Origin of the sequence: Algoriphagus jejuensis, assembly GCF_039523455.1 — a bacterium.
GTDB classification, from domain to species: domain Bacteria; phylum Bacteroidota; class Bacteroidia; order Cytophagales; family Cyclobacteriaceae; genus Algoriphagus; species Algoriphagus jejuensis.
Genome location: NZ_BAAAFI010000014.1, coordinates 1 through 25,487 on the forward strand (window position 1 = coordinate 1; position 25,487 = coordinate 25,487).

At 46.6% G+C, this 25,487-nt stretch carries 20 protein-coding genes; 18 read left to right on the forward strand and 2 right to left on the reverse strand.

The genetic code is table 11. From position 1 onward, the window contains the following. Positions 1-198: 198 nt before the first annotated feature. The 16 genes from ABD031_RS12910 (at position 199) to ABD031_RS12985 (ending at position 19,153) form a co-directional block, all read left to right on the forward strand. Positions 199-2,859: a DUF7133 domain-containing protein gene (locus ABD031_RS12910; RefSeq protein WP_343852094.1), complete on the forward strand. Its 2,661-nt coding sequence runs from the start codon at positions 199-201 to the stop codon at positions 2,857-2,859. Between the two features lie 278 nt (positions 2,860-3,137). Beyond that, on the forward strand, positions 3,138-4,988 hold the full coding sequence (locus tag ABD031_RS12915) for a prolipoprotein diacylglyceryl transferase (protein ID WP_343852096.1): 1,851 nt from the start codon (positions 3,138-3,140) through the stop codon (positions 4,986-4,988). Between the two features lie 201 nt (positions 4,989-5,189). Continuing rightward, on the forward strand, positions 5,190-5,603 hold the full coding sequence (locus ABD031_RS12920) for a c-type cytochrome (protein WP_343852098.1): 414 nt from the start codon (positions 5,190-5,192) through the stop codon (positions 5,601-5,603). A gap of 257 nt (positions 5,604-5,860) precedes the next feature. Then, positions 5,861-6,658 (forward strand): peptidylprolyl isomerase, encoded by a 798-nt coding sequence (locus ABD031_RS12925; RefSeq protein ID WP_343852100.1) that lies wholly within the window; start codon positions 5,861-5,863, stop codon positions 6,656-6,658. A gap of 337 nt (positions 6,659-6,995) precedes the next feature. After that, positions 6,996-8,267 carry a hemolysin family protein gene (locus tag ABD031_RS12930; protein WP_343852102.1) on the forward strand — a complete coding sequence of 424 codons (1,272 nt, stop codon included), beginning with the start codon at positions 6,996-6,998 and terminating at the stop codon, positions 8,265-8,267. 160 nt (positions 8,268-8,427) lie between these two features. Next, a complete protein-coding gene (locus ABD031_RS12935; protein ID WP_343852104.1) occupies positions 8,428-9,051 on the forward strand; it encodes a hypothetical protein in 624 nt (207 codons plus the stop codon). After that, a complete protein-coding gene (locus tag ABD031_RS12940; RefSeq protein ID WP_343852106.1) occupies positions 9,048-9,359 on the forward strand; it encodes a DUF3817 domain-containing protein in 312 nt (103 codons plus the stop codon). Before ABD031_RS12935 ends, ABD031_RS12940 begins: the two co-directional genes overlap by 4 nt. 3 nt (positions 9,360-9,362) lie before the next feature. Next, entirely contained in the window at positions 9,363-10,382 is a 1,020-nt protein-coding gene (locus ABD031_RS12945) for a hypothetical protein (protein WP_343852108.1), read from the forward strand. Between the two features lie 128 nt (positions 10,383-10,510). Then, positions 10,511-11,392 (forward strand): CorA family divalent cation transporter, encoded by an 882-nt coding sequence (locus tag ABD031_RS12950; protein ID WP_343852110.1) that lies wholly within the window; start codon positions 10,511-10,513, stop codon positions 11,390-11,392. Between the two features lie 98 nt (positions 11,393-11,490). Further along, positions 11,491-12,177, forward strand: a complete 687-nt coding sequence (locus tag ABD031_RS12955) for a GNAT family N-acetyltransferase (RefSeq protein ID WP_343852112.1) — start codon at positions 11,491-11,493, stop codon at positions 12,175-12,177. 410 nt (positions 12,178-12,587) lie between these two features. Beyond that, positions 12,588-13,064, forward strand: a complete 477-nt coding sequence (locus ABD031_RS12960; RefSeq protein ID WP_343852114.1) for a YybH family protein — start codon at positions 12,588-12,590, stop codon at positions 13,062-13,064. A 68-nt stretch (positions 13,065-13,132) separates the two neighbouring features. Beyond that, positions 13,133-13,828: a hypothetical protein gene (locus ABD031_RS12965; RefSeq protein ID WP_343852116.1), complete on the forward strand. Its 696-nt coding sequence runs from the start codon at positions 13,133-13,135 to the stop codon at positions 13,826-13,828. Positions 13,829-13,834: 6 nt separating this feature from the next. Continuing rightward, positions 13,835-14,269 (forward strand): DUF4345 domain-containing protein, encoded by a 435-nt coding sequence (locus ABD031_RS12970; protein ID WP_343852118.1) that lies wholly within the window; start codon positions 13,835-13,837, stop codon positions 14,267-14,269. Positions 14,270-14,467: 198 nt separating this feature from the next. Further along, on the forward strand, positions 14,468-17,461 hold the full coding sequence (locus ABD031_RS12975; protein ID WP_343852120.1) for a sensor histidine kinase: 2,994 nt from the start codon (positions 14,468-14,470) through the stop codon (positions 17,459-17,461). Between the two features lie 65 nt (positions 17,462-17,526). Further along, positions 17,527-18,159, forward strand: coding sequence for a response regulator (locus ABD031_RS12980; protein ID WP_343852122.1), 633 nt, complete (start codon positions 17,527-17,529; stop codon positions 18,157-18,159). Between the two features lie 418 nt (positions 18,160-18,577). Beyond that, a complete protein-coding gene (locus tag ABD031_RS12985; protein WP_343852124.1) occupies positions 18,578-19,153 on the forward strand; it encodes an RNA polymerase sigma factor in 576 nt (191 codons plus the stop codon). Between the two features lie 735 nt (positions 19,154-19,888). On the opposite strand, the gene ABD031_RS12990 is transcribed toward ABD031_RS12985, so the two are convergent. Then, positions 19,889-22,210: a PKD domain-containing protein gene (locus tag ABD031_RS12990; protein WP_343852126.1), complete on the reverse strand. Its 2,322-nt coding sequence runs from the start codon at positions 22,208-22,210 to the stop codon at positions 19,889-19,891. A 376-nt stretch (positions 22,211-22,586) separates the two neighbouring features. On the opposite strand from ABD031_RS12990, the gene ABD031_RS12995 reads away from it, so the two are divergent. Further along, complete coding sequence (locus ABD031_RS12995) at positions 22,587-23,018, forward strand: response regulator (protein WP_343852128.1); 432 nt, start codon at positions 22,587-22,589, stop codon at positions 23,016-23,018. Positions 23,019-23,106: 88 nt separating this feature from the next. On the opposite strand, the gene rfbA is transcribed toward ABD031_RS12995, so the two are convergent. Beyond that, complete coding sequence (gene rfbA / locus ABD031_RS13000; RefSeq protein WP_343852130.1) at positions 23,107-23,967, reverse strand: glucose-1-phosphate thymidylyltransferase RfbA; 861 nt, start codon at positions 23,965-23,967, stop codon at positions 23,107-23,109. Positions 23,968-24,215: 248 nt separating this feature from the next. Between rfbA and ABD031_RS13005 the strand changes: the two genes are divergently transcribed. After that, positions 24,216-25,487 carry a glycosyltransferase gene (locus ABD031_RS13005; RefSeq protein WP_343852132.1) on the forward strand — a complete coding sequence of 424 codons (1,272 nt, stop codon included), beginning with the start codon at positions 24,216-24,218 and terminating at the stop codon, positions 25,485-25,487.

Below are 25,487 nucleotides of genomic sequence, written 5' to 3' on the forward strand. Positions count from 1 at the left end.
TTTCTCCAAAGAAACACCTTAGCAAAAACTGATATCACGGAACAACTATGGGATACGCTAACCAGACTTTCAGAAAAAAAAAGCGCATTAATGTCATCCTTTGGCAAGAAACAGGAAAGTCACGCCACGCTAAAGCGATATATTCGTGGCTGATTCGTTCAGAATCCGTCACGAATAAATTATAATTCCATTTTTGGCATGCTAAAAATTTCACAGACCCTACTAGGCTTGTTTGCAATCTCCGCTTTGGTGGGTTGCAGCAAATACAAGCCCTCTCAAACTTCCGATCTCGCCGAGCTGACTGATTATTTCTCTTCAGAAGGCATCGTCTCTGACAGTATAGGAGCCGATAGCACCGAATTGCTCATTACCAATTTTGCGGGCCCGGATTTAGTTCCGAGTCCTTCTTGTCTGGCCGTAGCGGCTACAGGCGAGGTATTTGTCGGTGTCGATATGATTGGTTCGCTGGGCAAAACTCCCGGCAAAGGCAGCATCATGAAGCTCGTGGACAGCGATCACGATGGCACGATGGATTCCCACACGGAATTTGCCAAGGTGGATAACCCTCGAGGGATCATCGCGATGGGTGATCAGGTGTTTGTGCTTCACACGACTTTTGGCACAGATAGCCTCGCTACCGGCATGGACTTGGTAGTATTTGAGGACAAAAACAAAGACGGCGTTGCCGACGGCCCATCCAAACCGCTGATCACCGGGATCAGCACACAAAATCAACTCAGAAGCCGAGGTACTGACCACTCCACCAACGGCATCCGCATGGGAATCGACGGTTGGATTTATATCGCTGTCGGTGATTTCGGCTTTGTCGACGCAGAAGATCGCGAAGGCACCAAACTCACCATGCTCGGCGGCGGGATCGTGCGGGTAAGACCTGACGGCACCGAAATGGAAGTCTATACCCACGGAACGAGAAACATCTACGATGTGGCGATTGACCCCTTTATGAACGTCTACACCCGCGGCAACACCAACGACGGCGGAGGCTGGAACATCCGTTTTATCCACCACCTCCAAAGCGGTGAATATGGCTATCCAAGCCTTTTCAAGCACTTCACTGACGAAATTCTTCCGGCTTTGGTCGATGTCGGCGGGGGGTCTGGTACCGGTTCGTACTTCATGGATGACGAGCGTTGGCCGGCCAAATACAACCGTGTACCGATGATGGCTGACTGGGGTAAAAGCCAGCTGTACATTCATAGAGTAAGCATGGACGGTCCGAGTTTTACCCAACAGGATGAGAACTTTATAAAACTTTCGCAGATCACTGATGTGGATCTGGACGGCTCTGGCCAGATGTACCTCGCCGCATGGGACGGGGCCGGTTTCCGCGGAAATCCTGACAAAGGCTATGTGGTTCGGGTGGTACCCGTAGGCTACAAATACGAAGCGTATCCTGACTTGAAAGCAGCATCCGTTGCTGAGTTGGCGGAACTTCTCAAAGCCAGAAACTCCGTCACCCGACTAGATGCCCAGCAGGAAATGCTGACGAGATCAAAAGTGGAAGCTGCCGCGGCCGCATTGCTGATCGCACAGGACACTTCTCTTCCACTTGATTCCCGAGTTGCCGGGATTTTCACTTACGCGCAAGCGGCTTGCGCTTCTGGAGTTGAGGAACTGTTGAAACTAGCTGAAGAAGATAAAATCCGTGAGTTTGCCTTGCGTGCTTTGGCGGACAGAAAAGGCTGCTTGACAGGCGTGCCGGTGGATCTTTTCATCGCCGCTGCTGAGGATGCCAACCCACGGGTACAGGTTGCAGCGATTGTAGGCTTGGGAAGATTGGGCGATCCGAAAGCTGCCGAGGTGCTGCTTGAGATGGCCGTTCCCGCATCTGCTAAAATCCCTGCGAAAGACACCGAAGGCCCACATGCCACTCCAAATTCTGCAATCGTTCTTCCGCATTTGGCTGTGAAGGCGCTTGTAGACCTGAACGCCGTCGATGCAACGGTTGAGGCTATTGATTCTGACAACTACAAGTTGGCACTTTGGGCACTTCGCTACATGCACGACCCGAAAGTGGTGGATGGGTTGATTTCGGCTTTCGCAGAGACTGAAAACAACGAGAAAAAATCAGAGATCCTCACCGACCTTTCCAGACTTTATCAAAAAGAAGCCCCCTATGACGGCAGCTGGTGGTGGGGAACCCGTCCGGATACCCACGGTCCATACTACAAAGCCGAGAATTGGTCTGAGTCCGAAAAAATCAAAACCTTCCTTGTAGCAGAAGCAAACAAAGCTGATGCATCGCAAAAGGTATTTTTCGCGGCGCTCAATGACAGACACCGACTGGGTATTGTCGAACTCGGTACAGAGTCTGCCCCGCCTGCGGTAGAGGAGGCAGCAATCGATCTCGAATCCATCAAAAACAAAAAAGGCCAGGTAGGTGCAGCTTCTATCGAGGACGTAATCTTGGCCGTGGGCGATATCAAGGGCGATCCCGCACTTGGCAAAACAATCTTTACCAATCAGGGTTGCATTGCCTGCCATAGCATCGAGGCAGGTCAGGTGATGAAAGGCCCATTCATGGGTCAGATCGGTTCGATCATGAATCGTGACCAAATCGTGGAATCGATCTTGAAACCAAATGCTTCGATCTCCCAGGGCTTTGCTTCTGTACAGATCACGACTAACGACGGCAAGTTCTACATGGGCTTTGTCACTGCGGAATCTGCGCAGGAATTGACCATTCGCGACATCACTGGTACCGCTACCAAACTGGAAAAGAAGAACATCAAGGAGCGTAAGGAACTGGAAAACTCGATGATGCCCGCTGGCTTGGCCAATTCACTTTCCTACGAGGAACTCGCTTCGCTGGTAAACTTCCTTTCGCAGCAGAAGTAGGAATGTCCGATGTCCGGTGACCGATGCCATTGGAAAAATGAAAGGCCGGAAGGGACAATCCCCTCCGGCTTTTTCGATTTTTTTAAACAAGGTCAATCCAAACTCAGGATCTTGAGCGCTTCCGTTATTGAACTAATTTATATTTTCGGCTAAGGTTTTATTCTTTAATTCCAATCCCTTAAAATAATTTTATTTTTATGATTTTTCAATAAACCAATTCACCCATAAATGATTCATTTCCAATTGATTGATATAACTTCGGTTAAAAACAAACGGAAATGGGAAATTTGGTTTTTACATTAAATGTATTCTCCGAACCTATTCTTTTCGGAGGTTCTCAAGCGGGATTTTATTTTGATTTCTTTTACATCTTAGCCTTCCTTGTTGCGACAATTTGGATGATTTGCGAAGGTCGACAAATGAAAATCCCCTTGGTGAGTTGGTTGTTGGTTTTGGCAATTTCCAGATTGTTTTTCATCATAGGAACCAAGGTCATTGCCTTCTCATTCGCTGATTGGGTTACCGCTGTCTACCAATTGGAACTCCCTCAAACCACTGAAAAGGTTATTATCGGAGGATTCGCCCTAGGTTTGGCAGCGTTTTTTGTAGCGATCCGTCTTTTCAAAATCCACACTGGAAGCTTAGACGCAATGGCAATCGCAATTCCGGTTTCCATCGCTATCCAACGAATTGGATGTTTGATTCTGGGTTGCTGCTTTGGAACCTCCACCCATATGCCCTGGGGAGTCAACTATGGATTTGGATCCCCTCCTCATTTCCACCAATTCCAAGTCGGGCTAATTGAAGCTACTGCGACAAGTACCACTCCCATTCACCCATTCCAGCTTTATGAAGCGTTAAACGGTATTTTCGTCGCCGTACTTCTCCTGATTGTTAGAAAGAAAGTGAAATCACAGGGAGGGTTGTTTCTGATATCCATCGGAGTTTGGGCTGGTATCCGAACCATAATTGAGTTTTTTCGAGATCCCTATGCCCATGCTATGGGAGGCGAAATCTGGGGCGGACTAAAAGTCATGCAGTGGATATTATTTGGGGTTTCGCTATTTGCGCTGGGATATTTTTACCTAAGAGAGAAGAAATGGAGGCTTCTCCCGGCATCAAACTATTCTGATCCGCCCAAACAAGCAGCGGTTTGGCTGGTGCTAATGATAAGCGTATGCATGACCTGGTTGTTGAGAAATTGGCTAACCGGGCCGGAATTGTTTGCTATGAATTTGATGCTGATTCCTGCGTTGTTTATTTCGGCATTCTACCTATTCAAAGAAAATACAATTCCTTCCTTTCGCTGGGCGACCTTAGCGCTGATGGTATTGCCCCTCTTACTCATGAGTCAGACACTGAAAGAAAATCTCCCTTCAGACAGTACGAGAACTCGAGGGTATGATTTTTTTAATGTTGGATTTTCATCAGGTGACTATTACTCCGAGACTTCTTTTTTACTGTCCGGCCCACCCAGCGGATGTGGATCATCCCGAACTTTTGAAACCTTCAGAAATGAGTATTGGAATGCGGGTTTCGGATATGGACGAACCAAGATCTCTGAAAAAGATGCATTTAGCTACGGTGCCAATATCTCAATGGGACAGTATGGAGAAGAAAAAATAAGTACTGCAATCACCTCAGATCGGTTTTTGTTTTCCATCAATCCCTATGTTCAATATGACGTCAAATGGTTTGGAATAGGTGGTGGATTACATATTGGTAATCTGTATTGGACGAGAGCACCAGAAAATCTCGTTGACACGCCGAGTCCCGATACAGGCACACTTAAAAGCCCCATATATCCACAGGCTTATATGAGAATTGGACCAGAGCATATCCTATTTGCTGATGGCGGGCTAGCCAACAGTTTGCCATCTCCATTTCCCAGTATGCGTGCTGAAATCGCCCTAGGATCGGGTTTTGGACTGCCAAAAGGAAATAAACTGAGAGTGGGAACCAGCAATTTTGGGGAATTTATCCAGGCGCAGGCCTTAATCACGAAGAGCTGGCAAGCCAGCGCAACCTATAGCTGGAGAAATACACATTATTATATTGGTACATCCCAAGAAGCATTAAACAGACAATTTTTTGTGAACCTCCAGTATCGATTTAATTACAAGGAGTGACTTCTGGAAATTCAGTTTTTTTGGAGGTAGACTTATTTTGGTTTTACAAAGAGGAACACCGGAAAACAGCAATGCATACACCCATCTTCTCTAGGTTTTATCGGCAAGGCAGCTGCTTGGGGGCTGGCGGATATTCAACCACAATCCCTTCGACTTTTTTATTTCTTTTCTATCTTTCCACCCCACCCATCCTTGCTTTCAATGAACTCCGGATTAATCCTGGCGACGACCTTCCTTCTTGGTTTTTTATCGGCATGCTCTTCAAAAACCCCAGAGATTAGGCCATTTTCCGAGCCGGAGAAAAAGGAATTCTTCGTCGTCCCCGGCGAAGACGAAAAAGTTGATCTGGAAATCATCAAGCGAGGACAGGTTTTGGTTGCTTACTCCGATTGCTATCAATGCCACAAGGAAGCAGACAAAGCCAAAGGTCCATCCTTCTCAGACATCGCCAGGCGGTATCCCATGCGTGAGGCCATCATCGATATGCTAGCGCGAAAAGTTATCAGCGGAGGTTTCGGGGCTTGGGGCTATCCAGTGATGAGCGCCCATCCCAAGGTTTCTGTCGAAGATGCCCGAGCGATGGTGACTTATGTGTTGTCAGTGGAGGGAAAGTGAATCGATTGTAAGTGGTGAGGGACAAAAGTTTTCAGTGTTTAGTCCCAGTGATCAGAAGGGATCTATTCCACCTTCATACATGATACGATTTTTCTTTGCGGTCGACATGACAGCACTCGTACTTACGACTGTGACGAACCACCGCATTTAACAACTATTAGAAATCACATGAGTGACGACGTTCACTTGGGCGATAAACCAAATCGAGAGATAATCTTCAAATTTCTGCTTTACTTGAGATTCAATACCAACCTCCCATGACACCCATCTACACGTTCCTGTTTTCAATACTTTCATTTTTCACCGCGCAAACCGATCCGCCAGTCAAGGTGGAGATGGTCACAAATTTCGGCACGATCGTCCTTCAGCTTTCCGACGAAACACCGCTTCACCGCGACAATTTCATCAAGCTTGTGGAGGATGGCGTCTACGACAGTTTGCTTTTCCATCGGGTGATCGAGCACTTTATGATCCAAGGAGGTGATACCCAAAGCAAACACGCCGACACCCTGTCAAATCTTGGAAGTTCCGATTTACCCTATACCATTCCGGCCGAGATCACTCCGGATTTGTTTCACAAAAAAGGAGCTTTGGGCGCTGCCCGAACCGGCAATCCCGAGCGGGCATCGAGCAGTACCCAGCTTTATATCGTCCAGGGAAAAGTCCAAAACGACAGCCTCCTGGCACACAACGAAGGTCGAATCAACAAGATGCTTGCCCGCCATTATGGAATGAACGACCCGGCCAACAAGCCGCTGATCGATTCGCTGGAAGCTGCCCGAACAGAAAAGGACACCGTTTTATCCAAAGAACTGAACGGCCGTCTCAATTCGATTTTAGACAGCTACTGGAATTTTGACAAGTATCAGATTCCCGCACCGCATCGCCAAGTCTATCAAACCATCGGTGGCACGCCACATCTGGATCAGAATTACACGGTCTTTGGAGAAGTCATTTCAGGTTTGGAGGTGGTGGATGCGATCGCTGCCGTAGAGACAGACTCCCAAGACCGCCCTAGGTCTGAGGTAAGAATTCTCAGGATGCGTATCCTTTGAAAAATATCGATTTGGAAGGCAACAAAACGAGCGGCAAATGAGTATCTTCCTGAGTGTACAATTCAACTGTTAAACATCCCTACCCATGGCAAAGCAACCTGAAACCAAAAAGAGCGAAAAGAAAAAACCCGCCCTGTCTCTGAAAGAAAAAAGAGCAGTGAAGGCTGACAAGAAGAACAGCAAAAGTAAAGATTGATCCGACAGGAATAAATCTACAGCAGAAAGGACGGGCAGCACCTGTCCTTTTTGCATTTCTCAAAAGTCTGCGGTCGCAACACGTTCCTTTTTGGAAATCCCTATTTTTTATCGAATTTGAGCCAAACCTATACCTTCAGCAGTGGGACTAATTATTTTGCTATTGCTTGTGTTACTCAATGGTGTTTTCGCCATGTCTGAGATTTCACTCGTTTCCTCGCGAAAATTCAAACTCGAAAATGCGAAAAGGCATGGCAGCTCCAATGCCAAAGTTGCTTTGGAACTCGCCGAAAACCCAACCAAATTTCTCTCGACGGTCCAGATAGGAATTACCCTGATCGGGATTTTGCTCGGGATTTTTTCCGGAGAAAATGCCACCAAATATCTCTCGGATCTCATCTTGCAAGTCGAGATTCTAGCTCCCTATGCAAGTCCAATAGCCACCACCATCGTTGTGCTATTTATTACCTATCTCTCAATTGTTTTGGGGGAATTGTTTCCCAAGCGGCTGGGCATGACTTTTCCCGAACCCATCGCCATGGCAGTCGCCAAGCCAATGAGGATCATCTCGAAAGTCGCCGCACCTTTCGTCTGGCTTTTGTCCATCTCCAACGACTTTTTGCTGGCTGTCTTTGGCATCAAAAACATCGTCGAGTCCAAAGTGTCTGAGGAGGAAATCAAAGCTATCATCAAGGAAAGTGCACAGGGAGGAGAAATCATGGGCATCGAGCAGGACATCGTGGAGCGGGTTTTCGAACTCGGAGACAGACGGATCAACACGCTTTTCACCCATCGCACCGAGTTGGTTTATTTCAATCTGACGGATACCTGGGACGAAATTCGCACCAAGATCAACAACGAAAAACACTCCGCCTATCCGCTCTGCAATGCCGACGACTTGGACGATATTGTTGGGATGGTGATGGTCAAAGACCTCTTCGCACCTGGACTGGAGCAGGACTTTGATATCCGAAAAATTGCCAAAAAGCCGCTGTTTATCAACGAAAATTCTTTTGCCTATCAGGTGATCGAGCTTTTCAAAAAAGAAAAAATGCACTACGGCATCGTAGTCGACGAATACGGCAGTACCATGGGAGTGGTCTCGATGAATGACGTCATGGATGCGCTGATGGGAGACTACAGAGATATGGATCCGGAGGAATACCAGATCATACAGCGAGACGACTCGTCCTGGCTGGTGGATGGCCAATACGCCCTGATTGATTTTGTGAAATACTTCGGCCTAAGCAGTCTGCTGAAAGCGAAGGGCTTCACGACGGTCGCGGGTCTGATGATCCACAAAACAGCCAACATTCCAGAAGTTGGAGATACACTACAGGTGGAAAATCTCAAACTCGAAGTCATCGACAAGGATGGGCAGCGAATCGATAAGATTATGGTGACGAAGGTTTAGGAGTTGGAAATTCGACATTCAGAATCGAACGAACTATCCTTCACTTCGGCTTTAAACCGACCTTCAAAAATCATAGATCCCCTACCAGGAGAGTCGCTGATCTCAGTATTAAATCCCGTTCAAACTTTGCCGTACGGCAATTTTTACCCAATTTCCAGCCATGGAAAACGCTAGTCTGGAGGAACTCAAAACCCTGATCGAAGAAGAAATCTATCTTATTCCTGAAGACCGGGAGGCGATTCTAATCCAGCTGAATGCAAAAGCTGAGTTATCGACTGTTGAAAATCAAACCGATGCCATGCGCACCGTCGACACCGTTGCGGAGTCCGAAGCGTCTGCCAAGTATTCCCAAGCCAAGCCGGAACCGGAAAACGAACCCGAAGAATTGACTCCTGAGCCAATTCCCGTTCGAGGTAACTTCTCCAAAGGCGTGCTGATTCTCCACGAGGAAGACGATCTCAAGCCAGAGGTGATGGAGATGCTGATGAAGATGATCAAGGCCTGCGGTCACTCGATGAGTGAAGTCGGTATGGTTGCTTCGTCCGTTTTGGAAGACCGAACAATGGACGAACTTCAAAATCTAAATGCCCACATCCTCTTGAAATTTGGCCGCATCAAGCACCCGATTAACGGCATTTCTTCCTCCCGCTACGAAGTGTTTTCAGAAAATGAAACCGAATACCTATTTGCGGATTCACTCACCGAAATCTCCGAAGACAAAAACCTGAAAGTAAAACTCTGGACTTCCCTACAAGTCTTATTCAACCTTTCCCCCAAAAAATGAATACCGAACAAATCACCTGGGCCCGAAGATTTAAATGGATCAGCCTGCTAGAGGGGCTCTCTTTTTTGATCCTTTTAGGGATAGCGATGCCCCTCAAGTATGTATTTGATTGGCCGTTGGCAGTCAAGTATGTGGGCTGGGCGCACGGACTTCTTTTCATCCTCTACGTATACACCGTATTTCCGACCGCCCGCAAGTTGAAATGGGATTTTGCAAAAACGCTGTTTGCCCTCGTCGCTTCCATCCTGCCATTCGGACCGTTCATTTTTCACAGATATCTCAAGAAAAGTCAACAGGTACACTTATAAATCATGGCGCTGATCAGCAAGAAAAAGCTCATTTACCCCATTGGTCCGGTTCTGAGGCGCTATCTGATCAAGTATTCCCGTGAGGTGGATATTCCTATCCACTACCACGAGCTCCTACGCTACAACGGCTCGGTAGCTCTGTACGACACCAAAGACCAAGACACACTGTGGGAAACGGTTTTCTTTGCCGAAAGCGACCGGGAGGAAATCCACCATAATGTCAAGAAGATCTACGCCCTACTCAAGGCCGGCGGGGATATGAGCGTGATGGCCCACTTGTTCGTAGACCGGATTGATCTCTGCGTGTATGGCAATACGCAGCCATTTCGGGTGCGGATCGTCAACAGAATCAATGACAACTTCGATTACTTTTACATCAAAAACGCAGACGCGTCACGGGTCTATGGCCTTGAGCTGGAGGATCTCCTTTCCCCCAACCGAATCAGCTATCTCGTACATAAAAACACGCTGATTGAGGAGCACATCGCGGGGATTCCGGGTGAAAAGTTCATGAAACTCCACATGGAAGATCCACACCTCAACCCGATCCGTCTCGCCAAGGAATTTGTCAAATTCAACGAACGCTGCTTTGTCCGCCTCTTGGGAGACATGCACTCTTCCAATTTTGTGATTGACGTGACGCCTGACTTTGAGGAAACCCACTATCGCATTCGGGCGATCGACTTTGACCAGCAGAGCTACGAAAGCAAAAAATCGATCTACCTGCCCCAGTATTTCAAGGAAAATAACGCGCTGATCCAATTGGGGATGAAATACATCACGCCGGAGTCCATGCGACAATATCAGCGTGAAGAACGGGCGCTCATCACCACCAGACTGAAATCTTCCCATACAGAGATCGAGGATATTCTGCGCTGTATGGAGCACGATCATCTTGCCCCTGCGGAAAATGAAAACAGTCTAAAGGCCGAGTTGGCCCGGCATTACAAAAACCCTGAATTTCTCGGCTGCAAAAACATGGGCGAAATCCTTCGCCTCAGTCTCACCCAAGTAGTCAAGTAGTCTCAAGTGGCTGAGTTTTGGGAAAAACACCCGAATTCAAAAACAAAAACTATTATATTGACTAACACTTCCTTTCGGAAATTGGACTTCAAAAAGATCGAAAACCCATCCAAACCGGCCTTCTTCACATGACTCATTTCAAAAAAACCTTTGGAAAATTTCAATGGCTGGATATCGAAAAACCAAAGCAACGGGAGCTTATTGGTCTGACACATCCGTTTTCGATCGACATCAATCTCCTGGATGATGCATTGGAACACGGCCACCTTCCCAAGCTGGAAAAACACGGGGACTTTACCTTTATCATCTTCAGGGCGTTTTCGGTCGAACCGCATCACAATCATACCACGGTCGCCAAGCTGAGCAATAAGGTCGCTTTTCTGATCAAGGAAGACCATTTGATCACGATACACCAAAAGCCATTTGCTTTTCTGAACAAGTTGCAAGAAGAGGAATTTGATAATCCTGAGGCATTGATGCTCACCATCGTCTATGATATGTTGCAGACCTTCGCTGAGCCTGTGAACTGGCTGAGTGACAAGATGGATGAGAACGAAAAGGAGATTTTCCTTAAAAAACACGGAGAAGTCTCCATACAGCAGCTTTATTATCAGAAATCCAAAGCCAGAATATGCCGCAAACTTTTGCAGTTTTCTCACAATGTCCTCAACCAACTTGCCGTGAGACCTGAAAACATCTCCGATCTCCAAGACATCAAGGAATCCGTCGTCAACTACATGCTGCAGCTCGATGAGGTGATCGAGGATGCGCAGGCCATTCTCAACACCCACATCTCGCTTACCGCCCAAAAAAGCAATGATGTCATGAAGCTCCTGACGATTTTCTCCGCGTTCTTTCTGCCACTTACCTTCATCGTCGGGGTCTATGGGATGAACTTCACCTACATGCCGGAGCTGGATTGGCACCTTGGGTATTATGTGACTTGGGCCATCATGATCGGCATTTCGATAATTATTTTCTTCTGGTTTAAGCGAAAGAAATTCGTGTGACCAACGACTCTCCGTACCGGGGGGATTCGATCTTTTTTTCAGGTGACTGTAACGTCCCGACGACAGAATCGAAAATCAACTCAATAAAGCCGCCTACCATGACCTCAGTACTTGACAATCCCATCTGGAATGCGCTGACCTCTGGAACCGAAAAGTACTCGCAGGGAAATGATCGCGTGAGATACATGAACCGGAGTATGGGCTTGTTCGTTGGATTTCAGTCGTACAGTGAAGCAGCATGGAGTGATCTGGACAAGTGGTTTTCCCAGGGAGATTCGATCATTTTATTTACGACCGGAGAGCAGGCGATTCCCAAATCATGGATTATAAAACTCAAAAGACCGATCGCCCAGATGGTTTTTGAGGGTGACACTGCTCTCCCACCGGACGCCCACGGAAAAGCTGTGCCGCTTTCGAAGGCAAATGTTCCGGCTATGTTGGAGATCACAGCGCTCACCAACCCCGGCCCATTCTTCGCCAAAACCATCGAGTTGGGTTATTATGAGGGAATATTTGAAGGAGAAAAACTCGTCGCGATGACCGGTCAGCGCCTACACCCGGACCCCTACGTGGAGGTCAGCGCCGTCTGCACCCATCCGGATTTTGTGGGGAAAGGCTTGGCAGCCGAACTCCTCCGCAATCAGATCCGCTGCATCTTGGCTGAGTCTAAAATCCCATTCCTACACGTGAATAGAGATAATTACGGCGCGATCCGACTCTATGAGAAACTTGGTTTTAAGCGTCGTAGGGAGATGAGAGTATATTTTTTGGAGAAAGCCATTTAATAGACGATTCGTTTTCTCGAAAACTGAATCTTTAGATAAATGTTTTTTAAACCTCAATCTTTGGAATAGACACTAGGGATGAATTGCTGAATCACATAAACCTATCCCGTAGTAGACATTCCCCTTTGCACTCCCTAAGCTGACTACCGAGGTGAGTTTTCTTCTGTTTTTACTGCGTTGTCGGACTTCGGAAGTGAGCTCTCATCTGATTTTTTCTTGAATTGTAGTTGCTAGCTATCTGCGTTCATCAAGTCTCCTAAAGCAGGACCAAGGGATTTCTGACCAAAACCCAAAAAACCGTTCAAGAAATCCACCAGCCAGGCGACCGGTTTTTTGCAGCATTTTTTCTTTACCCGTGCAACCCTCCCCCGCTCCTTTCAATCATGTAAGAAAACCAAAATCCCTAGCCTATGATTTCTCCGATCACTTTCCCGATAAAATCATCCTCCTATTTCTGGATGCTGACAACTTTAATTTTCCTATCGTTCCAATCCTCCGGTTTCGCCCAATCCAACCCCGTCGTAGAGTCGCTACTTCAGGCGGATCGGGATTTTGCACAAATGGGTAAGGAAAAGGGACTCCAAACTGCCTTCACTTTCTTTGCAGATCAGCAAGCAATTCTCCTCAGAGATGGGGTGGAACCGATCAGAGGCCTGGAAGCCATCAGGGAATCTTTCGCACCGGGATCTTCTGGAATTGTCCTTGTTTGGGAGCCTGAGTTTGCAATAGTGGCGGAATCGGGAGATTTAGGCTACACGCTCGGTCATCATCAAACACTCGATCCGGATGGAAAAGTCCTGAGCAAAGGCACTTACACGACTTTCTGGAAGAAAAACCAGGCCGGAGAATGGAAGTGGACACTTGACACCGGCATTCAATACCCCTAAAAAACCCGACGCCAGGCAAACGACCAAGCCCATTTCCCAACATCCGACAAACCAACTTACTATCCATAATGAACAAGTTTATAATCACTATTGCCGCCCTGCTTGGGTTTTGTTGTTCCGTCTCTTCCCAAGAGCTGCAACAGCCGCTGGAGGAGGTTCCGATGTCCAACCGTGGATACGCCTTGCTCAAGTCAGGCGAAGTCATCGAGGGAAAGATCCTCACCACCAACAGTTCGCGGGGAATCACTCAGGTAAGTCTGGAGGATGCATCAGGTGCCCGCCACAAGATCAGCGCGGAGGACATGTACGAATTTGCCATCGCAATGAATGGAGCGGTCAGGCTCCAGTACTCCAATGAGGCGGGATCCTCTGTCAAAAAGCTCCTGTCGAAAAAGGAACCGAGCGCCAAGCCGACTGATTTTTTGATCTTTCGGAATACCAGCATCGACGGCAAAAAAGAGTTGCTTCTTCAACTGCTCAATCCGGATTTTGATGATTTCGTGGAAGTGTTTTTTGATCCGTTTGCACGTAAGACCACGGAGTTAGGCGGAGAGTACATCACTTGGACAGGAGACCGGCACCGCGCCTACTTCGTTTCGAAATCCGGCAGCCCACTGCTGAAAGTCAAAAAAGGCAACTACGGTCGTGCGTTTAGGAGGCTCTTTGGAGACTGTCCAGAGCTTTCCCAAATCAAGAATCCAAAGCTTGACGACTTAGGCCAGCACATTGCTCATTACACATCTTCCTGCCCATTTCAATATTAAGCCGTAATGAAAAAGATAAACTGGTGGATCTCACTCACTCGGGTATACATTGGATTTTCGATCCTAAGCCTGTTTTCGGTCAGTCTCCTGGCGCTTTTTGACCCGCAGTCGGTGATGGATCTGGTCGAAGTCAAGTTGGAAAATACAGACGCATTGAGTTCGATCCGGGGAGTTTACGGAGGAGTAGGGATTACGATTTGCCTGAGTTTGGTCTATCTACTCCTCTTCTATCCCGAAAAGGGCGCTGCATTCTTGAGCATTTTCTGGGGCGCTTATGCCTTTTCCCGACTGATTACCCTAATCTCGGACGGCCCATTAGGAGACTTTGGAAACCAATGGCTGCTGGTCGAAAGTTGTCTGTCTTTGATCGGATTAGGGATTTGGCAGTTTTTGGTTTCTGAAAGGAGAAATCAGAAGTTGTTCATCAACCGGAGAATTTGATTCTACGACTAAAAAATTTACCCGGTGGGCTCTGAATCGCGACATAATTTCAACCGAGCCTGCAATCTAGACAAACAGACCAGAAGGCTGTCTAACTCGTTAACCAAACATGGCACAAAATACCCCCACATAAACATGTGATTTATTCGATTCAGAAATTCAAATTAATGGCTAATGGATTATTTTTAGGAACCTTCCATGAAAAAAGTCCTTTTCGCCTTTTTGCTTGTTTTTCAGGTCACCATAGCCTCTGCGGAGACGAAGCGGTTTTTTGTAACCCGATTTGGAACTGCAGAAGGACTGGCCACCAACCAGGTACTGGCAATTCACAAAGACAGCCACAAGTATCTCTGGGTCGGTAGCGCCAACGGGTTGCAGCGCTTTGACGGCCGGGCATTCATGAGCTACGAAATCCGAACGCCCGGAGAACAACCCAGCAAACCCGTGTCAGAAATTCTGACAGATACCCGGGGAAAAATGTGGCTGCGCGTCGGAGAGGACTATGGGAGCTACGTGCCAGAAAACCAGTTGTTCACCAAGTTTTTCTTCGAGAAAAAAGAGGACCGGGCGCTGGGCGAATCGCTCTGGATGGACAGCAAGGGCAATCTCTTTGTCATTCTAAACAACAACAAGCTACTCTGGATCGATCAGGAACGGGGAATCATCACCGATCAAAACCTTCCTGTTAAGATCCCACCGGGCTGGAGACCCAGGGCGGTCTTCGAGGATAAATCCGGGCGCTATTGGGTGAGCAGTGTCGAAGGGCTCAGCGTTTTCGACCCGAAAACCCAAGTAATCTATACCCGCGAGCATAACCCACTCGGACTGGAAATACTCAAAAATCCCGATTTCGGCTACGTATTCAACTATAATGAGGATTCGCACGGTGTGGCCTGGATTAACTATTGGGCACCGGAGGAGAAGCTGGTTTCCTACGATCCCCAAACCAAGACGTGGAAAGATCACAAAGCCGAACTGTCTCCCTCCAACCCCAACTATCAAGAGGCATTCGGTCACCTTGAGCTTCCCGGTGGGGAACTCTGGCGGTATGGTGTACAGACATTGGCAGATTTTGACCCAAATACAAAAAAATTCACCCCCATTGTTCAGAGCGACCTCCGGTTTGACATAGTATCCAAGATGATCTGGGATGATACCGGAGGGCTTTGGCTTGCAACGGATTCCGGTTTGTATTTTTTGCATTTTGACATGCCCAGCATTTATTTTTTGGACGCGGATTCTAAGGCCGGAAACAACGAATACCAGGCAATCGAGGAAGTGATCTTCGGGGGCGACACCAGCTTATGGCTAGGTAGCTGGGGGAAAGGGCTCAACATTATCAAACTCGAACAGGGGAAACAAGACACGCAATGGGCTTACAGAGGCGCACCCAATCCCACGGAGTCGCTGCAGATTTGGGACATTCACCACGACAAAAAACGGAATTTGGTTTGGGTTGGCTTGCAGGGTGGTTTGCTTCAGATTGTGGATCTTCAGTCGAAAAAGGTCCGCTTTCTATATCCAGAGGCGATTGGCAAATCCACCATCCGAACCATCGCGGAGGATGGCCAGGGAAATTTATGGTTTGGCACCCAAAATGGTAGCATCATAAAGTACGAGGGTGAGGGCTTCGAAGACGGCAGTTTCCGCAGGATCCAAAAGTTTAGCGGTAGGATTCCGCAGATTCTTGTGAGCAAAGACCAACATCTCTGGGTGACGACCACCAACGAAGGCGTCTATGTATTGGATCTATCCGACGGCAAAATCCTGAGACAACTGGATGACTCGATTCTTGCCTCCAACAATATTCAACGAGTCCTCCAAGTCAATGACAGCATCTTCCTCTTTGGCCATGAGTTGCTCAATAAGTACAACTCCAAGTCCGGCAAAAACGAGGTTTTCTCCCACTCGGACGGCCTAGCCAGCAACACGATTCTGCACATGGAGTCCGAACCCAATGGACTTGCCTGGATCTATACTCCCAACGGGCTTAGTCGGTTTGACATCGCTACCAATACCTTTTACTCCTTTGGTAAAAACCACTTCTTTTCCACTATCCCTGCAGACGGACGCGGTGGTACCCGACTGTCTCACGGAGAACTAGCTTTCATCAGCAGCAATGCGATGATGGTATTTGACCCGAGTCAATTTGGGAGAAATCTGCCTCCGATCGTACCTGCGATCACCAACATCGCTCTCTTTGGAACCTATATCGGAGATGGCTCAGTACCTTCGACCAAGACTGAATTTTCCGCTCATGAAAACAGCCTCACCATCGCTTTCAACATTCTGAATTTCATCCTTCAGGATCGGTTCACGTATCACTATCGACTAGTAGGCGCCGATCCCGAATGGAGGGAAGCAAAGAAAAGCTTTGAGGCAGTGTATTCCCTCCTGCCTCCGGGAGATTATTCATTTGAAGTGAAAAGCGCCAATGAGTCGGGGCAGTTCTCAGATCCAGCGAGATATGATTTCATCATCAAGCCGAGCCTAGCGCAGACTTGGTGGTTTAAAGCCCTCCTTGCACTGATATTTTTGGCTGTCGTTTATGTGATCTACAGCCTTCATATCAACCGGATTTTGGCAGTCGCAAAGCTCCGCAATCAACTCGCCAGAGATCTGCACGACGACATGGGATCTACACTCAGCACGATCAATATCCTCAGCTCCATGGCCAAGACCAAGATCGGAATCGACCCAGCCAAATCAAGCGAATACATCTCCAAGATCTCCGAAAACAGCCAACGCATGATGGAAGCCATGGATGACATCGTCTGGAGCATCAAGCCTCAAAATGACACCATGGAAAAGCTCGTTGCACGAATGCGGGAGTTTGCAAACGAGGCGCTCGAAAGTAAAGATATCCTGCTCAGCATGGAAATTGGCGAGAAAGTCCTCGATATGAAGCTCAGCATGGATGCCAGGCGCGACTTGTTTTTGATCTTCAAGGAAGGAATTAACAACGCGGCAAAATACTCCAAAGCGGAACGGATATTTATCTCTTTTTCAGTGGAAAAAAACACCTTCACCCTCCGGATCAGGGACTACGGTATTGGCTTTGACCTCGATAAACTGGATGAGGGCAATGGGCTTGAAAACATGAAGAAAAGGGCAAAAAACCTCAACGGAATTCTTACTATCCAATCGACACCCAACGAAGGCACCACACTTAATCTGAGAATTGCACTGTGATTCCACATCAATATGTGATTGAGCGCTTCGGATTATTCTCCTACTTTTGAATTTGAGTAATATCCATGATCAAACTCCTGATATACGAAGACAATACCCAACTCCGGGAAGGACTGACCATGCTGATCGATGGCAGCGAGGGCTTTAGTGTACAGGCTGCCTTCAGAAACTGTAGCAACGTGGTGCATGAAGTCAAAACTTTTCGGCCCGAAGTGATCCTGATGGATATCGACATGCCCGGAGTGAATGGTTTGGATGGTCTCAAGCTGGTCAAAGCCACTGACCCGGCAGTGAGTGTATTGATGTTGACTGTATTTGACGATCATCAAAATATCTTCCAGGCACTTCTCAACGGGGCGAATGGATACATCTTGAAGAAAACTCCGCCTGCCAAATTGCTCGAATATATTCAGGAGGCCTCCACCGGTGGCGCTCCCATGACAGCATCGGTAGCCGCCCAGGTTTTGAAGATGTTTTCGCAAATTAATCTCCCTGCTGATAAGAGCTACGGCCTGTCGGATCGGGAAAAAGAAGTCCTCCAGTTCTTGGTCAATGGCTACTCTTACAAGATGATCGCCGCGGAGATGTTCATCGCGATGGACACGGTCAGAAGTCACATCAAGAAGATCTACGAAAAGTTGCACGTCAATTCAAAGAGCGAAGCAGTGGCAAAGGCATTCCGCGACAAGTTGCTCTAAGCGCAAATGACCCTATTTGCAAGTCTGGTACTTCATTTTTTTTCGTAGCCAATGATGCGGTTTTCGATCACATCATTACCTTATATATCACAAGTTAATCTACTATTTTTCACCAATTTATGCGATTTCAAAAGTCTGATATTCGGGACATTTTTGTGAAGTAAGCGTTCAAAGATAAATCCATGAAAATAACATCCCGAATTCTCTTAATTCTTTGGGGAATTACTTTCTCCAACAGCGAGTCCGAACACTTGATCACATCAAAATCCAATAGTTCAATCGCCGCTTTCTCTGAAAAAACCACCCAAACATGTGGTGTCCTGAAGGCAGCGAACTCGCCTACGACCACGTAAAATAATCATCAACCAAAAGCCCTTTTTTGAAATGAATACTGCTAAACCAACTTCTTTTAAATCTCATGAAAACCCCATTGATGACTTCCGGAGAAGCACCTCTCCTGCACATCAAAAGTATCGAACAGTTGTTTTTTGGTTGCCTGGAGCAAAACCCAAAATCCCAGCGCGAACTTTTTGACCGGCTTTCCTCCAAGATGCTGGCGCTTTGTTTGAAATACATCAAGGAAACTTCTGCTGCCGAGGATGTGCTGATTGTCGCTTTTCGCAAGATCTTTGACCGGATTGGACAGTTTCGCCAAAACGGAAGTTTCGAAGGCTGGATCCGACGCATCGTAATTAATGAATGCCTAATGCACTTGGAGAAGCAACGGAATCTCCATAAGGAAATAGGGCTTGATACAGTTTATCCGGCAGCCAATCAGGCCAGTCCTAGCGATGTCTTGGATTGGGAGGATCTTGCTAAAATGCTCCGTTTTCTCCCAAAAGGCTATCGGACAGTATTTGAGCTTTTTGTTCTGCAAGGCTTAAGCCATGAGGAAATTGCCAAACAACTGGTCATCTCCGAGAACACATCCAAATCCCAACTTAGCAGGGCCCGCGCTCAACTGCAGAAGAGATTCTATAATGTCGCTTACTGAGATCAAAACCTGCGCTATAGCATAGGGTTTTTCAGACTTAAATAGCATTTCAGTTTAATATCAGGGTATTAACCATGAGGAGCTTTTTATCTATTTTTTGTTCAAGATTTTGGCTTGCGGTCAAATGGTTCATCATGTCTGAAACAGAGATAATTATCAAATTTAATTGCTTGTATAACTATTGTTGTAGCGTCTTGTTAGCTTATCTTATTTAACGGATAATAGCCTATTTTATTCAATTAATATACAAATAATTGCAAGTCGCTCCAGATCAAGACAGGTTTTAACTATTTTCTACATCATTATTATATAAAATATTAAATAAGGAGTTTTAGAATTCAAGAAATATTTTTTTGGTTGATGATGACGCAACTTTGTGACGGTACGGAGATCCGGACAATGTAGACAAGATACTAATACTCCTCGCTATCAATATGCCGGTATTTGCCGCCTGGGATTTTTAGACGAATTCATCGAGGTAAGTTCGGATATAAAAAACATTTTTTCTGTTAAAAAGTACTACCCTCCAATGACACAAATGTGCGGGTTAAGGCGTTTTCCTACCCTGATGTTACGGACTAGGTTAGCAAACCCTTTCGGGCAAACATCCAACCGATTTCCTGACCAAGCATTGACTTTTTGCGGGCCTAATTTGGCACACAGCCACTCTTCGATCGGATGAGGACAAAAAAAACCTCTGTTACGGCAGAGGTTTTTATTCTGACTCTCAACTATCTACCAAATATGAAGATTGTTTCCAGGGATTCCTTCAAAGGTCAATTCGCTGGTTTTCAACGCACCATTGGAGGACTTAGCAACTGCTATTCCATGCTGACCTGATTTGCCGATTACAGTCTTTTCCACCGTCAGAGTACCCTGCGGAACATTATCGACCGTGATGGCAGCGGAGAAATTGTTAGCCATCGTTTTACCTCCATGGAAAATACGGGCATTACGGATCACGTTTTGGGCGTGGGTGGTGGAATAGGTGATACCATACCAAGAGCCGGCAGTTTCATCCGTCCCCTGGATCACAACCGGTGCGCCATTGCCGCCTTCAAGATGGAGATACCCCAGTCTTCCGTTCGCATCCTGCACGTCAATCCGTGAACCCGGCTGCATCTTGATCCTTACGCCTTGTTTGAGTCTCATCCCGGAGTGGATCAGGAGATTTTTGCCCAGCCCTTTGATCACGTAGGATGTACCTCCATAGAAGCCTTTCCAGATCACTTCTCTCCCATCAACGGCTATTGGAATAAGGCCATCCACCGCCACTTCAGGCTTCCCGTTATTTTCCATCGCCGTCGTGTAGTCCAAGCTTTCAACCAAATTAGTGGAAACTACAATAGGATGGCCGTCGTGATTTTGAATAGTATTGAGGTCAAAGACAAGGCTGATGCCATTGGAGGTCGCGTCGAGCCCGTTGCCTTTCCCTTGATCAAATAGTGTTTTACTAACGGTTAAGCTTCCGTTTGCCCCTATCTTCAAACTTGCCGCCTCTTGTCCGCTGGTCGCATTGCTTCCAGCGTGCCGGATTTCCGCTTTGAAAATGTTGCTTACCTTCCCCTTCGAGTTGTCCAGGTAGATTCCTCTCCAGGCTCCTCTCGCTTTGGTCATTCCCTCAATGATGACAGGTTTTCCGTCCAACCCAAACAAGATGATCTTGGATCCCTGAATGATCCGGATTGCTTTGTCATTCGCCATGTTGATATGCGCTCCATCCGAAGCTGCCCAGGTAGATCCGGCTGTCACCAGCAACTCTTCCAGCACGTCATATTGGGAAGTGAAATTTGGCCAGATGTGCTCCTGACCGTCGTCTATCCTTCCTGGCGAAACTTTTATGTTGCCGTCTCTGAGCGTGTTTATTGAAGAAATGGCCGAAATCTTTTCCGCAGGAATCGCCAAAGGACCATCGGTATTGTCATACACTTCATTCTGCTTGAATTCAAGGAAATTGGCGTTGTCCTCCAGGATTACTCCTAGTTTCGTATTGTGGTAGATCTTGGAGGAAAAGACCGTAGCCTTGGCATTTGGAGTCAATTTAAGTGCTGCTCCCAGCTGACCAGCATCCCTGATTTCTGTTCCCCAAAGCATATTTTTTTCGCTTCCGGATTCGATCAGGATACCTCCCCAGAAACCCCTGTCGGTGGTTTTCCCTTGGAAAATGATCGGAGTCTCCGCCAGCTTGTTGTCGGCTATCAAAGTGCCGTCGGTCGCAATTGTCAATTTGGAACCCGCCTCAAATGCAATCCTCACCCCGGGCTTCACGGTAAGCTTGGCTTCTACTTTGACATTCTTGGTCACCAGGTAGTCAAACAATTGACTTTTTTCAACATGAATGTTTTCCAAAATCCTATCGGCTAAGATATCCTCGGAAATCAAAATCGGATCCTGCGCGCCACCGGTTGGAGTATTTGCCGTGACTTCAACTAAGTCAAAAGACACACTTGACTGCGCCTTAACCGTAAGCTTGATCAAATATTTACCGGCTTTGTCGGGCTGAAAGTTAGCCACTGCATCATCAGTAAATCGAATCTCCGCGATGCTCCCCTCTGGTTTTTGAAGTATTTCCCAAGTGAACTGCATCGCACCACCCAGTTCGTTGACGGATTCAGAACCGTCCAATTGAACCTTATTTCCCAGGGCAACTTCCTTGTCATTGCCTGCCTTGGCTTCAAGTTTGGATGCCCCGCCGGCGATGACTTTCAGCTTTACCGTATCTGTAGCTGTCCAGCTTTGATAAGTCACTGTTAATTTGAACACGTATTCGCCTATCTTATTTGCCGAAAACTCCACAGCAACTTTGTCCATTGATGAAGTTTCCACTTCCGCTCCCTCTGGTTTTTCCATCAGCTCCCATTTATAGGAGACCGGTTTTCCAGTCGCATTGACCGATTGACTTCCGTCCAAAAGTGTGACGGAGTTCATCGTAAGTTCCTGTTCCGCACCTGCATCTGCGACCAGGGGATTTTTGGGTTCTGGTATTTTGTCATCGCAGGCGCCAAGCAGTCCCGCCGTAAACAGCAAAATCAGTCCAAGTGATTTCAAGTTTTTCATTTTTTAATTGGTTTAGTTTTTTTTTTAAAAATTCTATTCATTTCCCAGATTGAATAAGTGCGCAGCGGGTTGCACACGGTCTTGAATTTTTAAAAAATCACCAGCCGAAAAAAAAATCCCGGATAATTTAGCCGGGAGATAATTACTACTAATGAAACGAGGATTTATTTAAGGTTAGACCAGTCGAAAAAAAATACCGAAGCTCTCATTCTAATTTGACCACCTCATTTATCAAATTGAAATACATATTAATGCTATTGGTCTTGCTTCAAAAATCACATAAGATTAATGTTTATAAATCACTCTACTAATTCTATTTTGAACCCTATATATTTACAAATCAATTACAGGAGTAGCGTAAATTCTAAAAATTAAAATGGCAAATTTTCACTTTCGAGAAGTAATATTAGTTGATGATGACCTGATCGTAAGGATGGTAGCGACGAAAATTTTAAAAAGTATTGACTTCAACGGGACTATCTCAGCGTTTGAAAATGGGGCGCTGGCTATTGAAGAAATACGAAGGAGGTTCAGTTCGGAAAAAATAGATTCAAATGGCCCACCTATTCTTTTGCTCTTAGACATCAATATGCCTGTCTTGGATGCCTGGGGATTTCTCGATCAATTTTCGACGCTTGATCAGGAGTTTAAAAAGAACTTTTACATCTCAATCATAACCAGTTCAATAGATACCAACGACCGGATTAAAGCATTTTCTTGTTCGGACGTCGTGGACTACATATCCAAGCCTCTTTCAGCTAAACACCTGACAGATTTTCTCTCTAAACACAGTCTAATTGAAGTATAACCGGGTTTAAAAACCCTTTCTACAAGTTTAAAAATCGGGTAGAGGCAGGTTTGGACTCTGCTTCTCTACCCGGTTTTAGAGGTTCGATCTATTTGATCAATCTCCTCAAATATTCGCCATAGCCACTTTTACCAAGCTTCTCTGCGGTTTTCAGCAGTTGTTCCTGGCTTATATAGCCATTGCGATAGGCGATCTCTTCGATACATCCGATCTTCAATCCCTGTCGCTCTTCGATCACTTCTACAAACTGAGCGGCCTGCAAGAGCGACTGATGAGTTCCGGTATCCAGCCAGGCTGTTCCACGATTTAGGATCGCAACCTGGAGTTTTCCTCTTTTCAGGTATTCGTTGTTGATGTCCGTGATCTCCAGTTCGCCTCGTGGACTAGGCTTGATGTTTTTTGCGATTTCTACGACTTCGTTGTCGTAAAAATAAAGACCGGGCACCGCAAAATTTGACTTCGGCTCAGCAGGCTTTTCTTCAATGGAAATCGCCAGCTGATTTTCGTCAAACTCCACCACCCCATAGCGCTCAGGATCATTGACGTGGTATGCAAATACAACTCCACCTTCAGGATCTGTATTGGCAAGGAGAGTTTTGTGAAGGCCCGAACCGTAGAAAATATTATCTCCGAGCACCAGCGCAACTTTGTCGTCTCCAATGAATTCCTCACCGATAATGAAGGCCTGTGCCAATCCATCCGGACTTGGCTGCACCGCATACTCAAACCGGCAACCAAGCTGCGAACCGTCTCCCAGCAGCTTTTGGAACGCCACCGAATCCTCCGGTGTAGTAATGATCAAAATCTCGTTGATTTGGGCCATCATCAAAACCGAAAGCGGATAGTAGATCATAGGCTTGTCGTAGACCGGCATCAGTTGCTTACTGACGGCAATGGTCAACGGATAAAGTCGGGTACCGGAGCCTCCAGCTAAAATAATTCCTTTCATGTGTGTAAGATTAGGTTTTTAACGGCCAAATGGAATCTAGCATGGCAAATAATCACCCTTTTGTGTGCCATTTGCGACATGCTCGATCTCACATTTTATTTAGTTTTAAAAAAGGTCAGACAAAACTAACTGTTAAATGTTTATTTTGACATTAAATTGCATTTTCCCATCTCAGGATTTCTGAACTTTATCACGACTGTATTTCTCAAGATGCTCGCAAAAGCCAGAGAAACCCTACCCCATAGTCCATGAAAATTCTTCTTGTAGCGATCGGAACCCGTGGCGACATCGAGCCATTTCTGGCGCAGGCGGAAATGTTGAATAACGACGGCCATGTCGTTTATTGCCTTTTTCCGGAGCAGTTTCGGGAAACGGTCGAAAAGTTGGGGTACGGTTTCTTGGGTCTGGATCGGCGTTTTTTAGAAATGCTCGACTCGAAAATTGGAAAATCGGTAATGGGTGGTGCTGGAAGTGTGTTTGAGATGATCAAAAATTTCTATCAGCTGATGCGTAACTCGCTAAGCCTTCAGAAAGTCTTGATTCAGCAGCAAAAAGACGCGATCGATTCGGTGCGGCCAGATCGGGTAATCTATCATCCTAAAGCGCTCTATTGCACGCTTCCGGCGATGGCTGAACCCAAAAAGTATTTTCAGCTTTCCCCCATCCCCAACCTACTCCATCCTCATGCCGAGTATCCCCATCTGAGTCTGTCCAAATGGAAGCCGTTCTCAGCCAAGTGGAACCTCCGAACCTACGATCTGGTCAACAAAGCGAGATATATCGCATTCAATAAATTCGTAAAACCTTATTTCGGAGATTTTCAGGGGGTAGACTTTTCGACAAAATCAATCAAAAACTTTGAGCTCAATCAGCTTCAAGTCCTCTATCAGATCTCTCCGACACTGTATCCAAAACCAGCAAATTGGCCGGCTGTCGCCCATATCACCGGCTTTTTTGCCAGAAATCAAAACCAGAACTACCAGCCGGACGCTGAGCTTGAAGCGTGGCTTGCCAAATATCCCAAAGCGATCTTGCTCACCTTTGGCTCCATGTCCAATCCCAAGCCGTTGCAGATTTCTACGCAAATCATTCAAACGTTGGAAAAGCACCGAATTCCGGCGATCGTCAATCTATCCTGGGGTGGCTTGCAAAAAATTGACTCCAGCGGGAATTCCATATTTTACGTCAACCAGATTCCATACGATTGGATCTTGCCGAAGCTTTACGGAATCATCCACCACGGAGGCTCAGGCACAAGCCATTTTGCGGCCAAATCCGGAGCCGTCCAGTTGATTGTTCCGCATATCATGGATCAGTACTTTTGGAACCGATTGATTCATGCGCATGGCCTTGGCCCGAATGGCACCAGTATCCATAACTTTGACGCCAACAGGTTTGAATCTGCGCTGGGAGATTTTTGGAACAATCCAGAATACAAAATCAACGCAAAGTCCATAGCCCAAAAAATGATTCCTGAAGCGGATCGTCAACATCTCATCCAACTCATAACCCAAGTTTAA